The sequence below is a fragment of the Devosia sp. genome (genome assembly GCF_014860165.1).
Classification (GTDB): domain Bacteria; phylum Pseudomonadota; class Alphaproteobacteria; order Rhizobiales; family Devosiaceae; genus Devosia.
In genome coordinates this window covers 90,759-113,233 of the sequence record NZ_JACZKG010000012.1, presented here as the reverse complement: position 1 = coordinate 113,233, position 22,475 = coordinate 90,759, and the positions used below count along the sequence as shown (strand labels likewise).

Sequence of the window (22,475 nt, the reverse complement as noted above, 5' to 3'; positions counted from 1 at the left end):
TTTGGCGCGATAGTAGCCAATGAATGGAGCGAACACCTCCCCCTTGATGGGGGAGGCCAGGAGGGGGTGGGGCCACACCCACAAACCCACCCATGAGCCTCTACCGTAATTTCCTCTCCGTCGGCGGCCTGACTCTCGTCAGCCGTATCGCCGGCTTCGTCCGCGATGCGCTGATGGCGGCCGTGCTCGGCACCGGGCCGGCGGCCGACGCCTTCTTTGCGGCCTTCCGCTTCCCCAATCTGTTCCGGCGCCTCTTCGCCGAGGGCGCCTTCAACACCGCCTTCGTGCCCATGTTCTCGGGAGCCCTCGAACGCTCCGGGCCCGATGCGGCGCTGGATCTGGCGTCGCGCATCATTGCCTGGCTGCTGGCCGCGCTGGTCGTGGTCACCATCCTCGCCGAAATCTTCATGCCACAGCTCATGCTCGCCTTCGTCCCCGGCTTTGTCGACGACAAGGAGAAGTTCGAGCTCACAGTGCTGCTGACGCGCATCATGTTCCCCTATCTCGCCTGCATGTCGCTGATGGCGGCCTATGGCGCGATTCTGAATTCCCTGGGCCGCTTCTTCGCCGCCGCCTTCGCGCCGGTCATTCTCAACCTGGTCAATATTGCCGCCATGATCCCGCTGGTGACCTTCTGGGTCCAGGATCCCGCTGGCTCGGCCATCTGGGTAAGCGTTGCCACCATGACGGGCGGTCTCGCCCAGCTCTGGCTGGTCTGGTCGGCCATCCGCCGCGCCGACTTCGTCCCCGAATTCCGCCTGCCCCGGATCGACCCCGAGGTGCGCCGCTTCTGGATGCTGGCAATTCCGGCCATCCTCACCGGCGGCATTACCCAGATCAACATCTTCGTGGGCACCATCATCGCCTCGGGTGCCGACAATGCCATTGCCATCCTCAACTATGCCGACCGGCTCTACCAGCTGCCGCTCGGCATTATCGGCATCGCCATCGGCACGGTGCTGCTGCCCGAGCTGTCGAGGCATCTCAAGGGCGGCCGCGACAACGAGGCCCGCGCCACCCAGGACCAGTCGCTGCTGGCCGCCATGCTGCTCTCCATGCCGGCCGCAATGGCGCTGATCGCCCTGGCCGAACCCATCGTCCGGGTGCTGTTCGAGCGCGGCGCCTTCGACGCGCTGGCCACCACGCAGACCGCCCAGGCCCTCATCGCCTTCGCCACGGGCCTGCCCGCCTATGTGCTGATCCGCGTGCTGCAGCCGGGCTATTTCGCCCGCGAGGACACGGTCACCCCCACCATCTTTGCCGGCATTTCCGTCGTCGCCAATATCGGCCTGTCGCTGCTGCTGTTTCCCAGCCTCGTCCATGTCGGCATCGCCATTGCCACCTCCGCCTCGGCCTGGCTCAATGCGGCCCTGCTGGCGCTGTTCCTGGCCCGGCGCGGCCACTTCCGCATGAGCCCTGCCGAATGGGGCAAGCATGGACTAATCATCCTGGTCAGCGCCGTCATGGGCGGCGCCCTATACCTCCTCGCCCAGCGCGGCGCCCCCTATTTCGCCGCCGGCGCCCCGCTCTGGCAGCAGGCAGGCCTGCTCGCCGTGCTGGTCGGCTTCGGCATGGTGGTTTACTTCACCCTGGTGCATGTCAGCGGCGCCCAGCCTTTGGGCCTGCTGCTGCGCCGGCTGCGGCGCCGGGGCTGAAGCATCCCCACCGAGTTTGTATTGGCGCTGGTTCCCAATAAGCGGATACGCATATAGAAGGAGCCGAACAGCCAAAAATAAGCGCTTATCCATGACCTTCACCCCCCGCGTCTTTTCCGGCATCAAGCCTTCGGGCGATCTGCATCTGGGCAACTATCTCGGCGCTATCCGCCGCTTCGTGCCCCTGCAGGACACGCATGAGACCATCTATTGCGTGGTCGATATGCATGCCATCACCGTGTGGCAGGAGCCCGAGGACCTCAAGCGCTGGACCTATGAGATTGCTGCCGCCTATATCGCCGCCGGCCTAGATCCTGCGCGCTCGATCATCTTCAACCAGTCCCAGGTCATGGAACATGCCGAGCTGAGCTGGATCTTCAACTGCGTGGCGCGCATGGGCTGGATGGCCCGCATGACCCAGTTCAAGGACAAGGCCGGCGAGAATTCCGAGAATGTCTCGCTCGGCCTGTTCGCCTATCCGAGCCTCATGGCCGCCGACATCCTGCTCTACAAAGCCACCGGCGTTCCCGTGGGCGAGGACCAGAAGCAGCATCTCGAGCTGACGCGCGATATCGCCAAGAAATTCAACCACGATTTCCGCAAGCAGATCAAAGCGCTGGGCTTCAAGGGCGACTTCTTCCCCATCACCGAGACCCTCGCGACGGGGCCCGCCATGCGGGTCAAGTCGCTCAAGGACGGTTCAAAGAAGATGAGCAAGTCCGACGCCTCGGATATGTCGACCATTTACATGATGGACGACGCCGATACGATCGCCAAAAAGATCAAGCGCGCCACCACTGACGCCGATGCGCTGCCCAGCGAAGCCGCCGGCCTTGCCGGGCGCCTCGAGGCAGAAAACCTCGTGGGCATCTATGCCGCCTTGTCCAACCGATCGGTCGATGATGTGCTGGGCGAATTCGGCGGCCAGGGCTGGGGCAAGTTCAAGCCGGCTCTGGGTGATCTCGCCGTCTCGGTGCTGTCGCCCATCGCCGACGAAATGAAGCGGCTGGTCGCCGATCGCGGCGAAATGGACGCCATCCTGCGCGGCGGCGCCGACCGGGCCCGGGCGATAGCCCAGCCCATCATGGCCGATATCCGCAATATCGTCGGCTTCATTCGCTAGCAGCAGGGGGCATCATGGTTTCGCAGGTCGAATACAAGCGCAAATTCCTCGTGGTCATCGACGAGACGCCCGAATGCGAACGGGCCCTGACCTTTGCCGCCTACCGCGTCAAGCGCACCGGCGGCACGGTGGTGCTGATGACCGTGGTGCAGAAGCCCGAATTCATCGGCCTGGGGGTCGAGGACGTGCTGCGCGCCGAAGCGGTGGAAGAGGCCGAGCGCAACCTCGATACCCGCCTGGCGCGCCTGCGCGATATCGGCGAGGTCAAGGTGGAGTCGGTGATTCGCGAGGGTGAGGCCGCAGAGGAAATCGAGCGGGTGATCGACCAGGATCGCGACATCGCCATCCTGGCGCTCGCCGCATCCACCTCCAGTGACGGCCCGGGCCCGCTGGTGATGCACTTCGCCTCCAGGGCCAACGCCCTCCCCATCCCGCTGACGATTGTGCCGGGCCGGATGAGCGACGAAGAGATCATCGCGATCTGCTAGGCGCTGTCGAGCTATGCGCACGCGTGCACAGACGGACCGCCACCACCAGACGTCACCCTCGGGCTTGACCCGAGGGCGCTGCACTTACCGAACGAGCAGCAGGTGAAGACCCCTCGGGTCAAGCCCGAGTGTGACGATCAGCGATAGGTGGGCGTGCTACGACACATAGCCCTCCTCCCGCGCCTTTCCCCTTGCATCCTGACTGCAAAAGTCTATTTTAGAAGCGTTCTAATCGTAAACCGCAGGCCCGCCCGATGTTCATCCAGACCGAAGCCACGCCCAATCCCGCGACCCTGAAATTCCTGCCGGGGCGCGACGTGCTGGTCGGTGAACCGCGCGATTTCCGCAGCCCCGAGGCCTCGGTCAACTCACCCCTGGCGCAGGGCCTGTTCTCCATTTCCGGCGTCACCGGCGTGTTCCTCGGCTCCGATTTCATCTCGGTCACCAAGGACGACACCAACTGGGCCCATATCAAGCCGGCCATTCTCGGCGTCATCATGGACCATTTCCTGTCCGGCAAGCCCGTGATTGTCGAGGGCGGCGTCGAGGTTGCCAACTTTGACGAGGTCGATGAATTCTTCGAGGAAGAAGACAGCGAGACCGTGGAAGTCATCAAGGAATTGCTGGCCACCCGCGTCCGTCCGGCCGTGGCCATGGATGGCGGCGACATCACCTTCAAGGGCTTCAAGGAGGGCACCGTGTTCCTCCACATGCAGGGCGCCTGCTCCGGCTGCCCGTCTTCGACCGCCACGCTCAAGAGCGGCATCGAAAACCTGCTCCGCCACTTCGTGCCGGGCGTCGAAGCCGTCCAGCAGGTCTGAGCAGGATCAATTAAGCAGCAAGCCAAAGGCCCGGTGAGTGATCACCGGGCCTTTTGTTTGCTCCCACCTCTCCCTTCGGGGGGCGGGTGAAGAAGTTCCCTACTCCGCCGCCGCCTTCTCCGCGTCGCTGCGCTGGTCGGTGATGGCCAATGGCTCGCCTGTCTCTTCCCGCTTGCGCCTGATGCGCAGGCGCTTGATGCGGCGGCTGTCGGCGGCCAGGATCTCGAATTCGAAACCGTCCAGCCGCGTCACGCGCTCGCCGCGCTTGGGGACGTGACCGGCCAGGTCGAAGACCAGCCCGCCAATGGTTTCCACGTCTTCGGCATAGTCGCCCGGATCGAAATCGGGCCCGATCAGCTTCTGCACATCGCTCAGTTCGGCCCGGGCATCGGCGATATAGGTATCGACGCCCACCTTGCGGATCAGCGCCGCAGCCAGTTCGTCATGCTCGTCCTCGATCTCGCCGACCACGGCCTCGAGAAGGTCCTCGATGGTGACCAGGCCATCGGTGCCGCCATATTCGTCGATCACGATGGCCATATGCACCCGCGAGGCGCGCATCGATTGCAGCAGGTCGCCAACCGGCATGAAGGTGGGCACGAACATGGCGTCGCGCATCAGGTCGAGCCGGATGATCTTCTGCTTGAGCACCGTGGACACCAGCTTCACCGGCACTTCCTTGGCCGGATCGGTCACCGGGTCGGTGATCTTGCTGAGCGCATCCTTGACGTGGATGAAGCCCAGAATGTTGTCCAGATTGTCGTCATAAACCGGCAGGCGCGAATGGCGCACCTGGCGGAATTTGGCGATCAGCGTGCCCAGATTGACATCGGCCTCGATGGCCTGGATGTCTGATCGTTCCACCATCACGTCGGCGACCGACACGTTGGAGAGCTTGAGCACGTTCTGCAGGATCGTGCGTTCGCTCTCGGAGAAGTCGGCAGTTTCCGCACTGCCCTGCTCGTCGAGCGCGACCTGCAGGTCGTCGCGCAGCGAAACCGTACTGCGGGCCAGCATGGCCCTCAGGCGGTTCCAGATCGATGGCCCCCGTGCTGGCACGGAGGCGGGACTAGAAGGAGGCTCGGGATTGGTGGGCGCCTGTGGGCCCAGACTGTCGCTATCGTTCATGGTCTCTCGCCGCGAAATAGGCGGCTTATCTGTCCTCGAAACGGGAATGATGCCCGGATTGTAGTCGTTCCGGCCCTAATCGGCATAGGGGTCTTCGACCCCAAGGCTCGCCAATATCTGGGTTTCGAGGCTCTCCATTTGAAGGGCCTCCGCATCGGTGAGGTGATCATAGCCTAAAATATGCAGAAATCCATGCACTACGAGATGGGTGAAATGGTCGGCGAAGCTGGTGCCCTGCTCCGCCGCCTCGCGCTCCAGCGTTTCCCGCGCCAGGGTGATGTCGCCCAGCAGCCCGACGACCGGCCCGAACGGTTCGACCTGGGGAAAGCTCAGCACATTGGTGGAACCGTCCTTGCCGCGCCATTGCCGGTTGAGCTCGTGCTGCTCTTCATCATTGGTCAGCAGGATCGACAGCTCCGCTGCACCCTTGATCCTGGGCTTGGCCAGCTTGAGCGCCGCGAAAACCGCCTCCTCGGCCCGCGCCTCCAGATTGTCGGGCCAGGCCTCGTCATTGATGATGACGGCAATGTCGATGGGTGGTGTGGCGGGCATCGGTCTTCTGGTTTTCGCGGGTGTCATCCAGGCGCAGGCCGGGATCCATGTCCGTGGTCTATCGCATCACCCGCAGGGAGGATAGCACGCCGCATGCATTCCGGCTCGCGCCGGAATGCCATCGTGTTGAGTCAGGTCCGCGGCGATGCGCCCAATGTCCGCGCCAGCCCCTCGGTGTCCCGGTCCTTCTCGGCCAGCTTCCTGGCCGTATCGGCCTCGTAAGCCCGCACGATGCGACCGACCAGGGCATGGCGCACCACATCCTTGTCGTTGAAGCGGGAAATATGCACGCCTTCGACGCCATCAAGCAGCCCGATGGCCTCCACCAGCCCCGATTTCTCGCCGCGCGGCAGGTCGACCTGGGTCGGATCGCCCGTGACGATCATCTTCGAATTCTCGCCCAGGCGGGTCAAAAACATCTTCATCTGCATCGACGTGGTATTCTGCGCCTCGTCGAGGATGACCACGGCATTGGCCAGCGTCCGGCCGCGCATGAAGGCGAGCGGCGCCACTTCGATGATCCCAGAGGTAATGCAGCGCTCGACATTCTCAGGCTTCATCATGTCGTAAAGCGCGTCATAGAGCGGGCGCAGATAGGGATCGACCTTCTCCTTCATGTCGCCGGGGAGAAACCCCAAGCGCTCGCCGGCTTCGACGGCCGGGCGGGAGAGGATGATGCGGTTGATGTCCCCGCGTTCGAGCAGCGAGGCGGCATGCGCCACCGCCAGATAGGTCTTGCCGGTACCGGCCGGCCCCACGCCGAAGACCAGTTCGCTCCGCTCCATCGCGCGCATATAGGCGTCCTGCGCCGGGGTGCGGGCAACGATGGTGGATTTGCGCGTGGCGATCTGGGCCATGCGCACCTTGCCCTTGCGCTCCAGCGTCGGCAGCGTCAGCTGGCTGTCCTCGGTCTCGATCATGCGGATGACGCCATCGACATCGGAAATGTCGATCGTCCGGCCTTCCTCGAGCGAGCCATAGAGCGATTCGAGCACGCGCCGGGCCTGGTCGACCGAGCTGGCCGCGCCTTTGAGCAGGACGTGATTGCCGCGGGGGGTAGCCGAAACCTTGAGCCGCTGTTCGATGAGGGCGAGGTTCTGGTCGAAATCGCCATACAGCTGGGCCGCGAGGCGATTGTCTTCAAAAGCGAGTTCGAGTTGCGATGCGAGTGCGTTGTCTGCGGTCGGTGACAAGTGCCTGCTCAAACTGGTGTGTCTCCACGCTTTCGCGCGGCGCGGGCTTGCGCCGCGAATACGATAACGAGGCTAGGATGATTTGGGTCCGCTGTCTGTAGCAATATTGTGACTGCGCGCGATCGCGACAACGCCTAAGCCGCCACCGCTTGCCTTAGCCGCCCGACCAACGAATTCGTGCTCGTCCCGACAATCTCCACCTGGTGGATCGCCCCGATCAGGTCGGTACTCCCCTCAAGATGCACCGCCTGCAGATAGGGCGACCGCCCACCCACCTGCCCCGGCATGCGCCCGGGCCGTTCGATGAGCACCGGCAGCGTCTTGCCGACGCAGCTGAGGTGGAACGCCGTGGTTTGCGCGTTGACCAGATCCTGCAGCCGCCACAGCCGTTCATTCTTGACCTCTTCGGCCACCTGGTCGCCCAGGTTGGCGCCCGGCGTGCCGGGGCGGGTCGAGTATTTGAACGAGTAGGCCGAGGCATAGCCGACATCGGCGATGAGCTTGAGCGTGTCCTCGAAATCCTGGTCCGTCTCGCCCGGGAAGCCGACGATAAAATCGCCCGATAGCGCCATATCAGGCCGCGCCGTCTTGATGCGCGCGATCACCTCAAGATACTCGGCCGCCGTATGCCGCCGGTTCATCGCCTTGAGGATGCTGTCGCTGCCCGACTGCACCGGCAGGTGCAGATAGGGCATCAATATATCGAGGTCGCGATGCGCCGCCATCAGCGCATCGTCCATGTCGCGCGGATGGCTGGTGGTGTAGCGCAGCCGCTCCAGCCCCGGGATCTCCGCCAGGAGATATGCCAGCGCCCCAAGACCCACCACGCGTCCGGCCCCATCCAGCCCGTGATAAGCATTCACATTCTGCCCGAGCAGGGTGATTTCCTTCACCCCCGCCTCGACCAACCCGCGCGCTTCGGCAATCACCTGCGCCACCGGCCGGCTGACTTCCGCGCCGCGCGTATAGGGCACCACGCAGAACGAGCAAAACTTGTCGCAGCCTTCCTGCACCGTCAGGAACGCCGTCAGCCCACGCTTGATCGTCACTTCCTTGCGCGCCGCCGGCAGGTGCTCGAACTTGTCCTCCTCGGGGAAGTCGGTGTCGACGACGGCCCGCTTGAGGCTCGGATGCATGTGCCGCTGCGCCTCCGCCTGCCCGATCATCTCGGGCAGCCGGTGATAGGCCTGCGGCCCGAACACCATGTCGACCACAGGCGCCCGGCGAGCGATTTCCTCGCCCTCGGCCTGCGCCACGCAACCGGCCACGCCGATCATCATGTCGCCACCCAGCGCCCGGCGCTCGCTCTGCAATTCCTTGAGGCGCCCCAGCTCGGAAAACACCTTCTCCGAAGCCTTCTCGCGGATATGGCAGGTATTGAGCAGCACCAGGTCCGCCTGCGCCATGTCGAGCGTCGTCTCATAGCCATGCGGCGCCAGCGCATCCATCATGCGGTCGCTGTCATAGACGTTCATCTGGCACCCATAGGTCTTGATGAACAGCTTCTTGGTATTGGCGCGCGTCTCGGTCATGCCGGCTCTTTACCAGACTTCGAGGTGGGCGGCATAGCCGCTGAAAGGCTCCGGTGGAGCCTTTCAACCCGAGAAGGCCAGGAGGGCTATGCCCGAATGGCGGCGGAAGACTCAAAAACCAGACTCGACCCGGCTGCAACCTTGCAGGGGCGCCGGGGTTTTCCTCTCGAAAGGGAGTTTGCAGATGACCCAGACCCAAAAGAACGACAAAGCCGCTGCCATGAAGGGCGGCAAGAAGCCCGGCCCCAAGGATGCGCCGGTACAGGTGCGCCCGGCGGGCCAGGATTCCCTTGCCGACAAGTCCAAGGACTGGGACGCCCAGGATGAGGCAGTCGACGAGAGCTTTCCGGCCAGCGATGCCAGCGCCAAATATTAGGGAGACGTGTCAAAGGGCGCGAACCGGCTTTCCGCAGGCCTGCAAACAGCCCTGAACGGTGGCATTTGTGCCAGCCTTGCAAGTGATCTGAAGCCTAAGGGTTTCAGCCGCTATCGACATCCCGTGCCTGAACGCTAAGGTCGGGTGCGGCCGGCACTTTGTCGTCAGGATTCGGCCGCAGAAAGTGCGGCATGGGGGCAGGGCAGGAGACAGTGGAAGAGGGCGCGGCAGCAGTGCCGCCGAGGGACGAGCGCCGCTCCTGGGCGCGCTCGCAGTCGGTTGCTGTCTATCTGTTCGCGCTTGTCCTGGTCATCCTGGTTCCGGCTCTGGTCGTTTCGTTGGTCTTGCTCAACCGCAACAACCGCGCCCAGGAGGACGTGGTGCGGGCCCTGACCAACGCCACCGTGCAGGCCATGGGGCAGTCGGTGGAACGCGAAGTGGCCGGCATGATCACGACGCTGCGGGTGCTCTCGACCAGCCCGACCCTGTTTGAGAATGATCTGACCCAATTCTATCAGCGCGCTCTGGTCGCGCTGGGGGGCAGCGGCGCTTACCTGCTGGCCCTCGATCGCGACTTCAACCAGATGCTCAATACCCGCGTTCCCTTTGGGGAGCCGCTCGGCCCCAGTTCCGATCCCAATTCGGCCATCGCTGCCCTCGAAAGTGGCATGCCCGTGACGTCGGGCCTGTTCTTCGGGCGGACCGCGCAGCGCTGGGTGTTCAACGTGCTGTTGCCGGTTCAGGACAATCCCCGGATCGCGCTGCTGGCCTTGACGCGGAACGCGGACAACCTGATCCCGGCTTTGCAGACCAGGCAATTACCCGATGGGTGGCATGCGGCTCTGGTGGATGGCGCCAATCTGGTCATCGCCGCGACCGCCGATGCCGGACTCGAATCCGGCACTGTGCTGCCGATGCGCCAGACCCTGCAGCAGGAGCCTGACGAGTGGCGGCGCGAGCGCTTCGGCGGCGACATGGTGGTCACGTCCGAATGGCGATCCAGTCTTTCCGGCTGGCGCGTGATCGCCTGGGCTGATGTCGACACGGTCGAACGGCCCCTGGGCGATTCCCTGCTCTGGCTGGCCGCCTGGGGCGTCATCATTGCCGGCCTGGCGGGCGGCGTGGCGGTGGTATTGGCCCAGCGTGTCGGCCGCTCGGTGCGTGGCCTGCGCCGCGACGCGCAACGGCTGGGCCAGGGCGAACCGGTCATGGCCAAGGCCTATCCGGTGGCCGAGATTGCTGAAGTCTCCCGCGCCCTGGCCGAGGCCTCGTCGAAGCGCCAGGCGGCCGAGCGCGAAGTGCATTTCCTGATGCGTGAACTGGCGCATCGCTCCAAGAACCAGATGACGGTCATAGCGGCGATGGCCAAGCAGACGGCGCGCGGCGCTCCCGATGTCCAGAGCTATGTCGAGGCGTTCGAGCGGCGCATCCATGGCCTGTCCCGCTCCACCGATCTGCTGCTCGCCCATGGCCGTGCCGGCGTGCTGCTCAACGAGTTGATCGACAGCCATATCGCGCCCTTCGCCCCGCCCGATGCGGCGCGCGTCAGCCTTTCCGGACCGAGCGTGCGCCTCAATGCCCAGGCGGCCCAGATCCTGGGCATGGCCGCGCATGAACTCTCGACCAACGCCGTCAAGTATGGGGCCTTTGCCGGCGACAGCGGTACGCTTTCGGTGCGCTGGCGCATTGCCGACGACCGGCTGGACCTGGTCTGGCGCGAGATCGTGGCCCCCGGAACGGTCCGCTCGGAGCGCATCGGCTTTGGTACCAAGGTGCTGCAGGACATGGTCGCGCGATCGCTGGGCGCCCAGGTCGAGCGACGTTGCCATGATGATGGCATCGAGTGGCACTTCGATATCCCGCTGGCCTCGATCGACCCGGCCCATGCGCCTGCCCCCATCGATCAGGCGCCGCCTGAATAAATTCTGGCATTGTGGCCCTCTTTGCACTATAGGGACGCCAGTCCTGGGCCTTGCGGCCCGGGCATTCATGGCCCCGCCTGGACGACATCCCGGCCGGGGCGACCCGATCCTCCTTTTGAAAGGATATCCCCGATGTCGATTACTGCTGAGCGCAAGACCGAACTGATCCAGGAATACGCAACCAAGCCGAACGATACCGGTTCGCCGGAAGTCCAGGTTGCCATCCTGTCGGAACGCATTGCCAACCTCACCGAACACTTCAAGGGCCATGGCAAGGACAACCATTCCCGCCGCGGCCTGCTGAAGCTTGTTTCGACCCGCCGTCGCCTGCTTGACTACGTCAAGACCGTCGATGACGCCCGTTACAAGGCCCTGATCGAAAAGCTCGGCCTGCGCCGCTAACGCGCGCAACCGAATTGCGGATGCGGGGTGATCTCCGCATTCGCCTTCATCCGCTTCGGTGGATGATACGAAACCGTTTGAAAAGTCGCTGTGGCGAGTCAAATGGCGGTGGCTTTCGAGAACCGGAGCGGAGCGTACTGAAGTACGTGAGCACCGGAAGCGCAGAAAACGCCGGCAGTTGGCCGCCCACAGTAGAGTTGGCAAACAGTTTCGAAGCGTAGACCGGCGAATGCCGGAGCATGGCAGGATTATTGGCCGCTCCCCCGCCTCACGCTCGCAAAATCAACTGCTTGGTTTTGATCTCGTGAGGCATCTCGGATTTTCCGGGAGCTGCTTGTTGTCTTGCCCATGTTTCGTCTTCGCCAAAGACGTGAACCGCGCCTGATTTTGAGCTTGGCCTGCACATGGGGTGCAGGGTCAAGTGCGGGTGCACCGGATGAGTTCGCGGGTTTCCTACGCAACCGCGTTCCCGCTCAGCCGGCAGAATGGAAAGACGAAACAAGATGACGATCAACTTTGATCACCACAAGGTCGAGCTCAACTGGGGCGGCCAGCCGCTGACCCTCGAGACCGGCAAGATGGCCCGCCAGGCCGATGGCGCCGTGCTCGCCACCCTGGGCGAAACCGTCCTGCTCGCCACCGTTGTCAGCGCCAAGTCGGCCAAGCCGGGCCAGGACTTCTTCCCGCTGACCGTCAACTACCAGGAAAAATACTTCGCCGCCGGCAAGATCCCGGGTGGCTATTTCAAGCGCGAAGGCCGCCCGACCGAGAACGAGACCCTGGTGTCGCGTCTCATCGATCGCCCGATCCGCCCGCTCTTCCCCGAAGGCTACAAGAACGAGACCCAGGTGGTCATCACCGTTCTGCAGCATGACATGGAAAACAACCCGGACGTGCTGGCCATGGTTGCCGCCTCCGCGGCCCTGACCATTTCCGGCATTCCCTTTATGGGCCCGATCGGCGCGGCCCGCGTCGGCTATATTGATGGTCAGTATGTGCTGAACCTCGCCGTTGACCGTCGCTCGGAGTCCAAGCTGGACCTGGTCATGGCCGGTACCGAAGACGCCGTGCTGATGGTTGAGTCCGAAGCCAAGGAACTGAGCGAAGAAGTCATGCTCGGCGCCGTGATGTTCGGCCATGCCGAGAGCCGCAAGGTGATCCAGGCCATCATCAAGCTGGCTGAACTCGCCGCCAAGGAACCCCGCGACTTCCAGGCTCCGGACTATTCCGCCCTCGAAGCAGAAGTGCTCAAGGTCGCCGAAGCCGACCTGCGCGCCGCCTACAAGATCACCAAGAAGGAAGATCGCTACGCGGCGGTCGACGCCGTCAAGAAGGCGGTCAAGGAAGCCTTTGCTGCCAAGGTCGAGTCCGGTGAAGTCTCCTCCGAAGACCTGGGCGAAGTGATCCATAACCTCCAGGCCAAAATCGTGCGTTGGAACGTGCTCGACACGGGCCTGCGCATCGACGGCCGCGATCTCAAGACCGTCCGGCCCATCGTTTCGGAAGTCGGCGTCCTGCCCCGCACCCATGGTTCTGCCCTGTTCACCCGCGGCGAAACCCAGGCGCTGGTCGTTGCCACCCTCGGCACCGGCGAAGACGAGCAGTATATCGACTCGCTCGAAGGCACCCAGAAGCAGAACTTCCTGCTGCATTACAACTTCCCTCCCTATTCGGTGGGTGAAGCTGGCCGCATGGGTTCCCCGGGCCGTCGCGAAATCGGCCATGGCAAGCTTGCCTGGCGCGCCATCAACCCGATCCGTCCGTCGGTCGAAGAATTCCCCTACACGATCCGTATCGTGTCCGAGATCACCGAATCCAACGGCTCCTCCTCGATGGCAACCGTCTGCGGCACCTCGCTGGCGCTGATGGACGCCGGCGTGCCGCTGGCCCGTCCCGTGGCCGGTATCGCCATGGGCCTGATCCTGGAAGGCGAGAAGTTCGCCGTGCTGTCCGACATCCTTGGTGATGAAGATCACCTGGGCGACATGGACTTCAAGGTGGCCGGCACCGAAGCTGGCGTCACCAGCCTCCAGATGGACATCAAGATCGCCGGCATCACCGAGGAGATCATGAAGATCGCCCTCGAGCAGGCCAAGGGCGGTCGTATCCACATCCTGGGCGAAATGGCCAAGGCACTGACCGCATCGCGTTCGGAAGTGGGCGAGTTCGCGCCCCGCATCGAGACCATGAAGATCCCGACCGAGAAGATCCGCGAAGTGATCGGCACCGGCGGCAAGGTCATCCGCGAGATCGTCGAGAAGACCGGCGCCAAGATCAATATCGAGGACGACGGCACCATCAAGATCGCCTCCTCGGACGGCAGCCAGATCGAAGCGGCCATCAAGTGGATCCGCTCGATCACCGACGAAGCCGAAGTCGGCGCCATCTATCAGGGCACCGTGGTCAAGACCGCCGATTTCGGCGCCTTCGTGAACTTCTTCGGCGCCAAGGACGGCCTGGTCCATATCAGCCAGCTCGCCGAGCAGCGCGTCGCCAAGACCACCGACGTGGTCAAGGAAGGCGACAAGGTCTGGGTCAAGCTCCTGGGCTTTGACGAGCGCGGCAAGGTCCGCCTGTCGATGAAGATCGTCGACCAGGCCACTGGCAAGGAAATCGCCAAGGAAGGCGAAGCCGCCGCCGAGTAATCGGCTGGTAGCGATGAGACACAAAGGCCCGGAGCGATCCGGGCCTTTTCTTTGCGTGTCGTTCCGGCAACACTGCCCTGACCATCACATCTGTGCGAGGAACCCGCCATACGGTCGCCCCGTTTGGGCAGTGAGGCTTTCCTGCACTAGCGAAGCCCTGGGTCGGGGCTTAGGTCATTGGCCACACACATCATTTGCGTCACCCGCTGTTTCAGGGATTTACCTTGCTCTCTCGCCGCTTGTTCATGATCGGCCTTTCCGCCGCCGCTCTCGCCGCCTGTTCCTCCACCCGCACCCCGGTCGTGCAGGAGCCGATGATCGACCCCTATTACCAGCGCATGTATGGCGAGGTGATCGGCGAGCCGCACCGTGTCGCCGCGATGGACCTGCGCCGCGTCGATCCCAAGTGGTGGCGCCAGGAAGTGCCCTATAGCACCACCGAGCGCGCCGGCACGCTGGTTGTCGATACGCCCCAGCGTTTCCTCTATCTCGTGCTCGAGGGCGGCCGCGCCCTGCGCTATGGCATCGGCGTGGGCAAGGACGAATCGCTGGTCTTCCGTGGCACGGCTTCGATTGGCCGCAAAGCCGAGTGGCCGCGCTGGACGCCGACCAAGTCGATGATCGCCCGCGAACCGGAGCGCTATGGCCCCTATGCCGGCGGCATGGCGGGTGGCGAGATCAACCCGCTGGGGCCGCGCGCGCTCTATCTCTACAAGAATGGCAATGACACGCTGTTCCGCATCCATGGCACCACCGAGCCCTATACCATCGGCACCAGCGTCTCTTCGGGCTGCATCCGCCTGATGAACCAGGACATCATCGATCTCTATGCCCGCGTGCCGGTTGGCGCCAAGGTCGTGGTGATCAACAGCCCCATGGTCGCATCGATTTCGCCTGCAGCGCTCGCTCCTGCCGCGACGTTCTAGAGTATCTGCCGGGTCGCTGCCGCGGCAGCGGGGCGCCTTGTTTCGGATCCCGTAGTCACCGAAGCAAAGTTTTCCGCTGCCGCGACAAAGGCCCGGGACTGAGAATGAAAAGGCCCGCTTCCACAGGAGGCGGGCTTTTTTTGCGTGTCGTGCCCGCTGCCATATTGCTAGGCATGGCGCCATGTTTCTCCTGCTCAATGGCTCGTTTGGCATCGGCAAGACTACGGCGGCCAGAAGGCTCGCTGGGCAATTGCCCGCCGCCGCCATTTCGGATCCGGAAGTGGTGGGATACATAATGCGCCGCCTTCCGGCCTTTATGCTGGGATTGCGCCGGCAACCGAGCGACTATCAGGACATTGCGCTCTGGCGCCGCCTGATCGTGCATCAGGCGCGTTGGGCCCGTCGGCGTGCCGAGATCGTCATCGTACCGATGGCCTTCACCAACCGCAGCTAGCTGGAGACATTTGCGGAGGCGCTGCAGGCGACGGCACCGGTGCAGAAGTTGTGCCTCGTCGCGCCGCTGGCTGTGATTCGAGCGCGGCTGGCGGTGCGTGTGGCGGAAGAGGGCCGGTCCGATCTTACCCCATTCGAACTGAGACGCTCAGCTGAATGCGCAGCCGCCCATGCCGACCCATTCTTTGGCACGCCAATAGACGCGACGGCCGATGTCGATGGCGTAGTCGCATCAATTCGGCAGGCAATGGGCCGGTAAGAAAAAGGGCGCGGTCTGCACCGCGCCCTTTGGCATTTCCATATGTCGATCCGCCTACAGCGTGCGCTGCACGGTCTCGACGCGGAAGCATTCGATGACGTCGCCCTGGCGCATGTCTTCGTAATTTTCGAAGGCCATGCCGCATTCCTGGCCGGTCTGCACTTCCTTGACCTCGTCCTTGAAGCGCTTGAGCGTCTTGAGCTTGCCTTCGTGGATGACGACGTTGTCGCGGATGAGGCGCACGCCGGCGCCGCGTTCCACGATGCCCTCGGTGACCCGGCAGCCGGCAACCTTGCCGACCTTGGTGATCGTGAAGACTTCGAGGATTTCCGCATTGCCGATGAAGGTCTCGCGGCGCTCGGGCTTGAGCAGCCCGCTCATGGCGCTCTTCACGTCATCCACCAGGTCGTAGATGATGTTGTAGTAGCGGATTTCGATGCCGTCGCGGGTGGCGAGGTCCGATGCCTGCTTGTTGGCGCGGACGTTGAAGCCGATGACGATGGCGTTCGAAGCCGAGGCCAGGGTCACGTCGCTCTCGGTGATGCCGCCCACCGCGCTCATCAGGATCTGCGCCGACACTTCGTCGGTCGAGAGCTTGTTGAGCGAAGCCACGATGGCTTCGACCGAACCCTGCACGTCGCCCTTGATGATCAGCGGGAACTTGGCGATGCCGGCCACCTTGAGCTGATTCATCATCTGCTCGAGGCTGGTGGCGCCGCCGCCAGCCGTCTTCTCACGGATGGCGCGCTGACGATATTCGGTGACTTCGCGGGCTCGTGCTTCGGTCTCGACCACCGAGAAGCGGTCGCCCGCTGATGGCACGCCGGTAAAGCCCAGCACTTCCACCGGAATGGAGGGGCCGGCTTCCTTGACCTGCTCGCCCTGGTCATTGATCAGGGCGCGCACGCGGGCAAACTCGGTACCGGCGACCAGGATGTCGCCGATCGCCAGCGTTCCACGCTGCACGAGCACCGTCGCCACGGCACCGCGGCCGCGATCGAGCTTGGCCTCGATGACCAGGCCCTCGGCGCGGCCATCGCGGGCCACCTTGAGCTCGAGCACTTCGGCCTGCAGCAGGATGGTCTCAAGCAGCTTGTCGAGGCCATCCCGCGTCTTGGCCGAGACCTCGACGTCAAGCACGTCGCCGCCCATCGATTCCACGAACACTTCATGCTGCAGGAGCTCGGTGCGGACGCGGGTCGGGTTGGCTTCGGGCTTGTCCATCTTGTTGATGGCCACGATGATCGGAACACCGGCCGCCTTGGCATGCTTGATCGATTCGATCGTCTGCGGCATCACGCCGTCATCGGCCGCCACCACCAGCACGGCGATGTCGGTCGCCTGGGCGCCGCGGGCACGCATGGCGGTGAACGCCTCGTGGCCCGGGGTGTCCAGGAACGTGATCTTGCTGCCGTTCTTTTCGACCTGGTAGGCGCCGATATGCTGGGTGATGCCACCGGCTTCACCCGACACCACATTGGCTTCGCGAATGGCGTCGAGCAGGCTGGTCTTGCCGTGGTCGACGTGACCCATGATGGTCACGACGGGCGCACGATCGGTCAGGTCCTCGGCCTTGTCGTCCGATGCAATGTCGAACAGGCCCTCTTCGACGTCCGCTTCCGACACGCGCTTGACCGTGTGGCCCAGTTCGCTCGCAATCAGCTCGGCCGTATCGGCATCGAGCACGTCGTTGATGGTGGCCATGGTGCCCTGCGCCATCAGCATCTTGATGACGGTAACGGAGCGCTCGGCCATGCGGTTGGCCAGTTCGGCGACCGTGATGGCCTCCGGAATGATGACTTCGCGGCTGAGCTTGGGCGCTTCCTGCTGGTTGCGTCCCATCTTCTTGTCGCGACGGCGGCGCATGGCGGCCAGGGACGGACCCTTGTCGCGGTCGCTCTCGGCGCCGGCATTGGTCACCGTCAGGCGGCCACGGGCATTGGCGTCCTCGCCGACGCGGCGCGTCGGCCGCTCCGGCGTGGCCCGGGAGGCGCGGCGGGCGTTTTCGAGTTCGGCTTCGGTCGTCGGCCGGGCCTGCGGCGAGCCGGTCCGGATCTTGCGGCCATCAGCTTCGTTGGGGCCTGCCGGCGGCACATTGCCGATCGGCGCCATGCCCGTTCCGGGCGGACGACGCTCGCCGGCCGGACGGCCGGCGGTGCCGGAGGGGCGCGCACCGGGTGCACCCGGACGAGCGCCAGCGGCACCCGGCTTGATCAGCGCATTGGCGCCGCGTTCGCTTTCTGGGCGGGTATTGCCGCTCGGGCGCGCCTCGCCTGCCGGACGCACCGGGCGGGGTGGCTGGCCTGGACGGCCGGCAACCACGCGCACGCTGGACGGACCGGCATTGCGCTGCGAGGGGGGCGTATAGCCTGGCTGGTCTTCTTCACGGCCAGCAGGGGCGGCTTCCGGCCCGGCTTCCGGCGCGGTCGGAGCCGCACTCTCGGCTGGAGCGGCGGCGGGCGCCTCGGCTTCTGGCGTGCCTGTCTCGGTCTCGCGGCGGGCAGCCTCGGCGCGCTCGGCTTCCTCACGAATCTGGCGGCGGCGCGCATCGTCTTCGACGCGGCGCGCCTCTTCGGCGGCAAAGCGCTGCTGGTCCTCGGCCTGGCGGGCCCCGGCCAGCGCAAGCGCCTGGCGGCGGGCTTCCGCTTCGGCAGCACTCAGCCCAAGCGGGGCGCGTGGCGCCGCTGCCGGACGACCGGCTGCCGGGCGCTGGCCCTGCGATGGTGCACCCGCAGCCGGCTGTGGCCGATGCGGAACGCTCGGTGCATTGGGCTTGGGAACCAGGCGCGTGCGCTTCTCGACGACAACCGTCGAGCGCGAAGGGCCGCGCGACATCCCCGGACGGTTGCCCAGGCCTGGGCCGCCCTTCAATGTCAGCGTCTTCTTCGCGCCAGTGTCGTCGGTGCGCTTGTCGTCGTTATCAGCCATGTATCTCGCGTCTTTCGTCGGTGGCCTCGGGCAAAAGGTCACCGTCAACCGCAATGCGGTCGGTGTCCTTTTCCGTCGGTTTGGCAGTATAAAGGGCCAGTCTACGGGCCTTTTCCACTGCCGCTTGGGCTGCTGCCCCTCTTGTGAGGGCAGCATGTATCACATTTTCCATCCCGAGTGACAAACCCATTTGCTCTGAGGAGAGCAATTCGAAATGGGGCACTTCGAAGCCTTCGATTTCTTCCTCGGCGGCTGCATAATGCAGCGCCTTGAGTGGTCCGACCATCTTGCTGCGCCCGTCTTCGGCGGCGTCGGTGGCGGTAATCAGGGCGATCAGGTCGCCCGTCCGGATCAGGCCCTGCACCTTGGTGGCGCCAAAGGTCAGCTGACCCGCCTTGCGCGCCATGCCCAGGGCATTGAGATAGCGCTGCTCGAGCCTGAGCTGGGTCAGGCCGGGCAGGTCGTCGGGCAGGTGCACCTCGGTCTTGAGGCTGCGCGCAAACACCTTCTTCTTGACCGCCTCGGCCACCGCGTCGCGGCTGAGGCTGATCCAGACGCCGCGGCCCTCGGCCTTGGCCTCGGTATCGGGCACCAGCACGCCATCGGGTCCGAGCACGAAACGGATCAGCTCCGCCACGGGCTTCTCAACCCGTGTCAGAGCGCATAACCGCGTCGTTTCTTCGCGCCGGGCCATCTCTGGTGCCCTCGCTGGCGTTCGGCCCTTAGGCCGAAGCCTCTTGGGTGAGCGCATCGCCTTCGGCCGGCGCCAGGTCTTCCTCGTTGATCCAGCCGGCCTTGACGCGGGCCTGCATGATCATGTCTTCGGCCTCTTCGCGGCTGACCGGGAAGTCCTTGAATGTCCCTTCGAAGCGCTTGGTCTCGCCATCCTTGCGTTCGCTCCAGCCGATCAGGTCGTCGGCGGCGCAGCCGGCAAAGTCTTCCACGGTCTTGACGCCGTCCTTGCCTAGCGCGACCAGCATGGCCGCGGTGAGGCCGGCAATCTCGTAGAGTTCGTCCTCGACGCCGAGCTTCTTGCGCTCCTCGTCATGGGCTCGGTCGATGGCCGCCAGGTATTCGGTGGCGCGGTTCTGGATTTCGCCGGCAGTTTCCTCGTCGAAGCCGTCGATCGAGGCGATTTCATTGGCGTCGATATAGGCCAGTTCCTCGACCGAGGAGAAGCCTTCCGAAGCCAATAGCTGGGCAACCATCTCGTCCACGTCAAGGGCAGCCATGAACAGGCTCGACCGCTCGGTGAATTCCTTCTGCCGGCGCTCGCTTTCTTCCTGCTCGGTGAGAATGTCGATATCCCAGCCGATCAGCTGGCTGGCAAGGCGCACATTCTGGCCGCGGCGGCCGATGGCCAGCGACAGCTGCTCATCGGGAACCACCACTTCGATGCGCTCGGCCTGCTCGTCCAGCACCACCTTGGCCACATCGGCCGGCTGCAGCGCCGAAACCACGAGGTCGGCAATGTTGTCGGTCCACGGAATGATGTCGATCTTCTCGCCCTGCAGCTCGCCGACAACAGCCTGGACGCGCGAACCGCGCATACCGACGCAGGCGCCGACCGGATCGATCGAAGAATCCGACGAGGTCACCGCAATCTTGGCGCGCGAGCCCGGATCGCGGGCGATCGAGCGGATGGTGATCACGCCATCATAGATCTCGGGCACTTCCTGCATGAACAGCTTGGCCATGAACTGCGGATGGGTGCGGCTGAGGAAAATCTGCGGGCCGCGCTGTTCGCGGCGCACGTCATAGACATAGGCGCGGACGCGGTCGCCATAGCGGAACATTTCGCGCGGGATCAGCTCGTCGCGGCGGATAATGGCTTCGCCGCGACCCAGGTCGACAATGACATTGCCATATTCGACACGCTTGACCGAGCCGTTGACGATCTCGCCGATGCGGTTGAAATACTCGTCATACATGCGCTCGCGCTCGGCATCGCGCACCTTCTGCACGATCACCTGCTTGGCCGACTGGGCGGCAATGCGGCCGAATTCCATCGGCGGCAGCGGCTCGGTCAGGAAATCGCCGACCTTGGCTTCCGGCGACTTGAGCTGGGCATGCTTGAGGTCGATCTGGCGGCTGGTCTCTTCGACCGTCTCGACGATTTCCAGCAGGCGCCACATGCGGGTTTCGCCCGAGCGCGGATTGATCTCGACCTTGATCTCCGTCTCGGCGCCGTAGCGGCCCTTGGCGGCCTTTTCCATGGCGTCCTGCATCGCTTCGATCACGACCATGCGGTCGATCGACTTTTCGCGGGCAACGGCATCTGCGATCTGCAACAGCTCGAGGCGGTTCGCACTAACGGCCATTTAGTTGGACTCCTTGGAAGTATCGTCTTCGTCGTCATTATCGTTGTCGGCGATCTCGACCGTCTCGGTCTCGTCATCGTCGATCGGGTGGGCTTCCTGGTCGAGCCGCGCCTTTTCCATCAGCGCGTCGGTCATCACCAGCTTGGCCTCGGCCAGGGTGGTGAACAGCAGGCGATGGTCCGGATCGGTGCCGGCGGGCGCGTCGGGCAGGGTGATGGTCACCGCCTCGTCGTCGACCGCCTTGATGAAGCCGCGGAAGCGCTTGCGGCCATTGATCATGTCATTGAGCTCGATCTTGACCTCGTGACCGACATAGGCGGCGAAGTCGCGCTGGCGCACCAGCGGCCGGTCGATGCCGGGCGAGGAGACCTCGAGGTGATATTCACGATCGATCGGGTCTTCCACGTCGAGCACGGGCGAAAGGTCCTTGCTCAGCGTCTCGCAGTTGACGATGGTGAACCGGCCATTCTCGTCTTCGGCCATGATCTGGAGCGTCATGCCGTTTTCCTGGGTGATTTTGACACGCACCAGCGAAAACCCCAGGCCATTGGCCACCGGCTCGACGATACGGGAAACCCGGGCTTCGAGGCCTGTTTCCTTGATGTAGCGCTTTTCGGTGAGATCGAAGCTCATCGGTCCCTTCGGCTAATAAAAAAGAGCGGGGCCGGGCGGCTCCCACTCTGCAAACTTGCTGAGATGTTGGCGCCTATATAGCGCCGAAGGCCTGACGGCGCAAGGTGTCAGGCCTCACCGAGCCAGTTGATGACTGCACGCGCCTCTCGCTCCGCTTCTTCTCTCGTACCGAACAGACCGGATGAATAGCCATGACCCCAGATTTTCTGCGGGCCATCGATCGGATGAGTGTAGTCAATCTGCAGGCTTTCGCGAAACTCGAACAATCCATCGTGGCGGGCAAGGAGTTCCAGCCCTTTTGCGCCATCGGCTAATCTGACAGTCCAGATGACGTCCGCATGGTCATACGACACTCACGTCTCCCAAGTGACGCTCGACACATCGGCGACCAACCCTTCGAGAGCGGCGCGCAGGTCAGCCACCATAGCATCAGCACCGTGCGGACAAAGGCAGAAGTGAAAATTCTTCGGCTTCCGACGCGAAAACGGCAAATATTGTGAGGGACCACTTTGGCCCTTGGATTGGGGATGCGCTTGGCCAATGCGGCCCCCATTGAAGGGCTGGCGCCGCCGCCTGGACCGGTCCCCAGCACCCGCAAACCCCCGCCTATATTGAGCGTCACAGCAAGGGAACACAGTTGCCTGGAGGAAACTGGGGTTCCCCGGAACCCCCTGATATCCTTGATAAAACTGTCGCTACGAAAGTGGAGAGTTCAAGGGCAAGATTCTGCAAAATCGTGTCTTGAGGGTCGGCTGGGGCAGGATCATCTGCAGGGTGTTCAAAACGAAAGGAACACCTGAAATGATCAAGAACACCATTATCGCCCTGGTTGCCACTGCCGCCTTTGCCGGCGCCGCCGCTCCCGCCTTCGCCGACGTATTCGGTGACAATGCCTCGACCGAGATGCGCGAATTCACCGCCAACTCGATCCTGGCCGAGCTGCAGCAGAAGGGCATCAATGCCACCTCCGTTGAAGACTGGAGCGGCCTGATCCGCGCCTATGTCACCCTCGAGGACGGTACCCAGACCATGCAGTTCTTCACGCCTGGTTCGCTTGAGCAGGTCACGCTCTAGTCGCCTGCCCACGGCGCCGCCGGTATGCCGGCGGCGCCCGTGCC

General features: G+C 63.9%; 20 protein-coding genes. 11 read left to right on the top strand and 9 right to left on the bottom strand.

The window, feature by feature from the left end; all coding sequences use genetic code 11:
- Positions 1–92 precede the first annotated feature (92 nt).
- The 4 genes from murJ to IH615_RS02915 all read left to right on the top strand — a co-directional run bounded on the left by murJ (position 93) and on the right by IH615_RS02915 (position 4,087).
- The gene (gene murJ, locus IH615_RS02930) at positions 93–1,655 is read left to right on the top strand and encodes a murein biosynthesis integral membrane protein MurJ (protein ID WP_291359658.1); all 1,563 of its coding nucleotides are present in this window, start codon (positions 93–95) and stop codon (positions 1,653–1,655) included.
- Between the two features lie 91 nt (positions 1,656–1,746).
- A complete protein-coding gene (gene trpS / locus IH615_RS02925; RefSeq protein ID WP_291359656.1) occupies positions 1,747–2,778 on the top strand; it encodes a tryptophan--tRNA ligase in 1,032 nt (343 codons plus the stop codon).
- 14 nt (positions 2,779–2,792) lie between these two features.
- Positions 2,793–3,266, top strand: a complete 474-nt coding sequence (locus IH615_RS02920) for a universal stress protein (RefSeq protein ID WP_291359654.1) — start codon at positions 2,793–2,795, stop codon at positions 3,264–3,266.
- Positions 3,267–3,520: 254 nt separating this feature from the next.
- Complete coding sequence (locus IH615_RS02915) at positions 3,521–4,087, top strand: NifU family protein (protein WP_291359653.1); 567 nt, start codon at positions 3,521–3,523, stop codon at positions 4,085–4,087.
- 99 nt (positions 4,088–4,186) lie between these two features.
- Here IH615_RS02915 and IH615_RS02910 read toward each other — a convergent pair whose 3' ends face one another.
- From IH615_RS02910 to miaB, 4 genes are all read right to left on the bottom strand, one after another.
- Positions 4,187–5,215, bottom strand: coding sequence for a hemolysin family protein (locus tag IH615_RS02910; protein ID WP_291359652.1), 1,029 nt, complete (start codon positions 5,213–5,215; stop codon positions 4,187–4,189).
- 75 nt (positions 5,216–5,290) lie between these two features.
- Entirely contained in the window at positions 5,291–5,767 is a 477-nt protein-coding gene (gene ybeY, locus IH615_RS02905) for an rRNA maturation RNase YbeY (RefSeq protein ID WP_291359650.1), read from the bottom strand.
- 131 nt (positions 5,768–5,898) lie between these two features.
- Positions 5,899–6,960: a PhoH family protein gene (locus IH615_RS02900; RefSeq protein ID WP_291359649.1), complete on the bottom strand. Its 1,062-nt coding sequence runs from the start codon at positions 6,958–6,960 to the stop codon at positions 5,899–5,901.
- A gap of 134 nt (positions 6,961–7,094) precedes the next feature.
- Complete coding sequence (gene miaB / locus IH615_RS02895; RefSeq protein ID WP_291359647.1) at positions 7,095–8,492, bottom strand: tRNA (N6-isopentenyl adenosine(37)-C2)-methylthiotransferase MiaB; 1,398 nt, start codon at positions 8,490–8,492, stop codon at positions 7,095–7,097.
- Positions 8,493–8,676: 184 nt separating this feature from the next.
- Between miaB and IH615_RS02890 the strand changes: the two genes are divergently transcribed.
- The 6 genes from IH615_RS02890 (at position 8,677) to IH615_RS02865 (ending at position 15,217) form a co-directional block, all read left to right on the top strand.
- Positions 8,677–8,868 carry a hypothetical protein gene (locus IH615_RS02890; protein WP_291359646.1) on the top strand — a complete coding sequence of 64 codons (192 nt, stop codon included), beginning with the start codon at positions 8,677–8,679 and terminating at the stop codon, positions 8,866–8,868.
- Between the two features lie 191 nt (positions 8,869–9,059).
- Complete coding sequence (locus IH615_RS02885) at positions 9,060–10,790, top strand: HWE histidine kinase domain-containing protein (protein ID WP_291359645.1); 1,731 nt, start codon at positions 9,060–9,062, stop codon at positions 10,788–10,790.
- Between the two features lie 132 nt (positions 10,791–10,922).
- Positions 10,923–11,192, top strand: a complete 270-nt coding sequence (gene rpsO / locus IH615_RS02880; RefSeq protein WP_291359644.1) for a 30S ribosomal protein S15 — start codon at positions 10,923–10,925, stop codon at positions 11,190–11,192.
- A 503-nt stretch (positions 11,193–11,695) separates the two neighbouring features.
- Entirely contained in the window at positions 11,696–13,837 is a 2,142-nt protein-coding gene (gene pnp / locus IH615_RS02875; RefSeq protein ID WP_291359643.1) for a polyribonucleotide nucleotidyltransferase, read from the top strand.
- Between the two features lie 245 nt (positions 13,838–14,082).
- Complete coding sequence (locus tag IH615_RS02870) at positions 14,083–14,763, top strand: L,D-transpeptidase (RefSeq protein WP_291359641.1); 681 nt, start codon at positions 14,083–14,085, stop codon at positions 14,761–14,763.
- 181 nt (positions 14,764–14,944) lie between these two features.
- Complete coding sequence (locus IH615_RS02865) at positions 14,945–15,217, top strand: AAA family ATPase (protein WP_291359640.1); 273 nt, start codon at positions 14,945–14,947, stop codon at positions 15,215–15,217.
- Between the two features lie 312 nt (positions 15,218–15,529).
- Here the strand turns inward: IH615_RS02865 and infB are convergent, their stop codons facing one another.
- The 5 genes from infB to IH615_RS02840 all read right to left on the bottom strand — a co-directional run bounded on the left by infB (position 15,530) and on the right by IH615_RS02840 (position 21,710).
- Positions 15,530–18,403 carry a translation initiation factor IF-2 gene (infB, locus tag IH615_RS02860; protein WP_291359638.1) on the bottom strand — a complete coding sequence of 958 codons (2,874 nt, stop codon included), beginning with the start codon at positions 18,401–18,403 and terminating at the stop codon, positions 15,530–15,532.
- Positions 18,396–19,097 (bottom strand): RNA-binding protein, encoded by a 702-nt coding sequence (locus IH615_RS02855; protein ID WP_291359637.1) that lies wholly within the window; start codon positions 19,095–19,097, stop codon positions 18,396–18,398. Before IH615_RS02855 ends, infB begins: the two co-directional genes overlap by 8 nt.
- A gap of 28 nt (positions 19,098–19,125) precedes the next feature.
- A complete protein-coding gene (gene nusA, locus IH615_RS02850; protein WP_291359636.1) occupies positions 19,126–20,724 on the bottom strand; it encodes a transcription termination factor NusA in 1,599 nt (532 codons plus the stop codon).
- The gene (gene rimP, locus IH615_RS02845; RefSeq protein WP_291359635.1) at positions 20,725–21,357 is read right to left on the bottom strand and encodes a ribosome maturation factor RimP; all 633 of its coding nucleotides are present in this window, start codon (positions 21,355–21,357) and stop codon (positions 20,725–20,727) included.
- A 107-nt stretch (positions 21,358–21,464) separates the two neighbouring features.
- The gene (locus IH615_RS02840; protein WP_291359634.1) at positions 21,465–21,710 is read right to left on the bottom strand and encodes a hypothetical protein; all 246 of its coding nucleotides are present in this window, start codon (positions 21,708–21,710) and stop codon (positions 21,465–21,467) included.
- Between the two features lie 448 nt (positions 21,711–22,158).
- Here IH615_RS02840 and IH615_RS02835 point away from each other — a divergent pair, with 448 nt between their 5' ends.
- Positions 22,159–22,431 (top strand): hypothetical protein, encoded by a 273-nt coding sequence (locus IH615_RS02835; protein ID WP_291359633.1) that lies wholly within the window; start codon positions 22,159–22,161, stop codon positions 22,429–22,431.
- Positions 22,432–22,475 lie beyond the last annotated feature (44 nt).

What these genes read in the sequence shown, in the direction of transcription:
- murJ (WP_291359658.1), top strand. Translation starts at nt 93, where the DNA reads ATGAGCCTCTACCGTAATTTCCTCTCCGTCGGCGGCCTGACTCTCGTC.
- trpS (WP_291359656.1), top strand. Translation starts at nt 1,747, where the DNA reads ATGACCTTCACCCCCCGCGTCTTTTCCGGCATCAAGCCTTCGGGCGAT.
- IH615_RS02920 (WP_291359654.1), top strand. Translation starts at nt 2,793, where the DNA reads ATGGTTTCGCAGGTCGAATACAAGCGCAAATTCCTCGTGGTCATCGAC.
- IH615_RS02915 (WP_291359653.1), top strand. Translation starts at nt 3,521, where the DNA reads ATGTTCATCCAGACCGAAGCCACGCCCAATCCCGCGACCCTGAAATTC.
- IH615_RS02910 (WP_291359652.1), bottom strand. Translation starts at nt 5,215, where the DNA reads ATGAACGATAGCGACAGTCTGGGCCCACAGGCGCCCACCAATCCCGAG.
- ybeY (WP_291359650.1), bottom strand. Translation starts at nt 5,767, where the DNA reads ATGCCCGCCACACCACCCATCGACATTGCCGTCATCATCAATGACGAG.
- miaB (WP_291359647.1), bottom strand. Translation starts at nt 8,492, where the DNA reads ATGACCGAGACGCGCGCCAATACCAAGAAGCTGTTCATCAAGACCTAT.
- IH615_RS02890 (WP_291359646.1), top strand. Translation starts at nt 8,677, where the DNA reads ATGACCCAGACCCAAAAGAACGACAAAGCCGCTGCCATGAAGGGCGGC.
- IH615_RS02885 (WP_291359645.1), top strand. Translation starts at nt 9,060, where the DNA reads ATGGGGGCAGGGCAGGAGACAGTGGAAGAGGGCGCGGCAGCAGTGCCG.
- rpsO (WP_291359644.1), top strand. Translation starts at nt 10,923, where the DNA reads ATGTCGATTACTGCTGAGCGCAAGACCGAACTGATCCAGGAATACGCA.
- pnp (WP_291359643.1), top strand. Translation starts at nt 11,696, where the DNA reads ATGACGATCAACTTTGATCACCACAAGGTCGAGCTCAACTGGGGCGGC.
- IH615_RS02870 (WP_291359641.1), top strand. Translation starts at nt 14,083, where the DNA reads ATGATCGGCCTTTCCGCCGCCGCTCTCGCCGCCTGTTCCTCCACCCGC.
- IH615_RS02865 (WP_291359640.1), top strand. Translation starts at nt 14,945, where the DNA reads ATGTTTCTCCTGCTCAATGGCTCGTTTGGCATCGGCAAGACTACGGCG.
- infB (WP_291359638.1), bottom strand. Translation starts at nt 18,403, where the DNA reads ATGGCTGATAACGACGACAAGCGCACCGACGACACTGGCGCGAAGAAG.
- IH615_RS02855 (WP_291359637.1), bottom strand. Translation starts at nt 19,097, where the DNA reads ATGGCCCGGCGCGAAGAAACGACGCGGTTATGCGCTCTGACACGGGTT.
- nusA (WP_291359636.1), bottom strand. Translation starts at nt 20,724, where the DNA reads ATGGCCGTTAGTGCGAACCGCCTCGAGCTGTTGCAGATCGCAGATGCC.
- rimP (WP_291359635.1), bottom strand. Translation starts at nt 21,357, where the DNA reads ATGAGCTTCGATCTCACCGAAAAGCGCTACATCAAGGAAACAGGCCTC.
- IH615_RS02835 (WP_291359633.1), top strand. Translation starts at nt 22,159, where the DNA reads ATGATCAAGAACACCATTATCGCCCTGGTTGCCACTGCCGCCTTTGCC.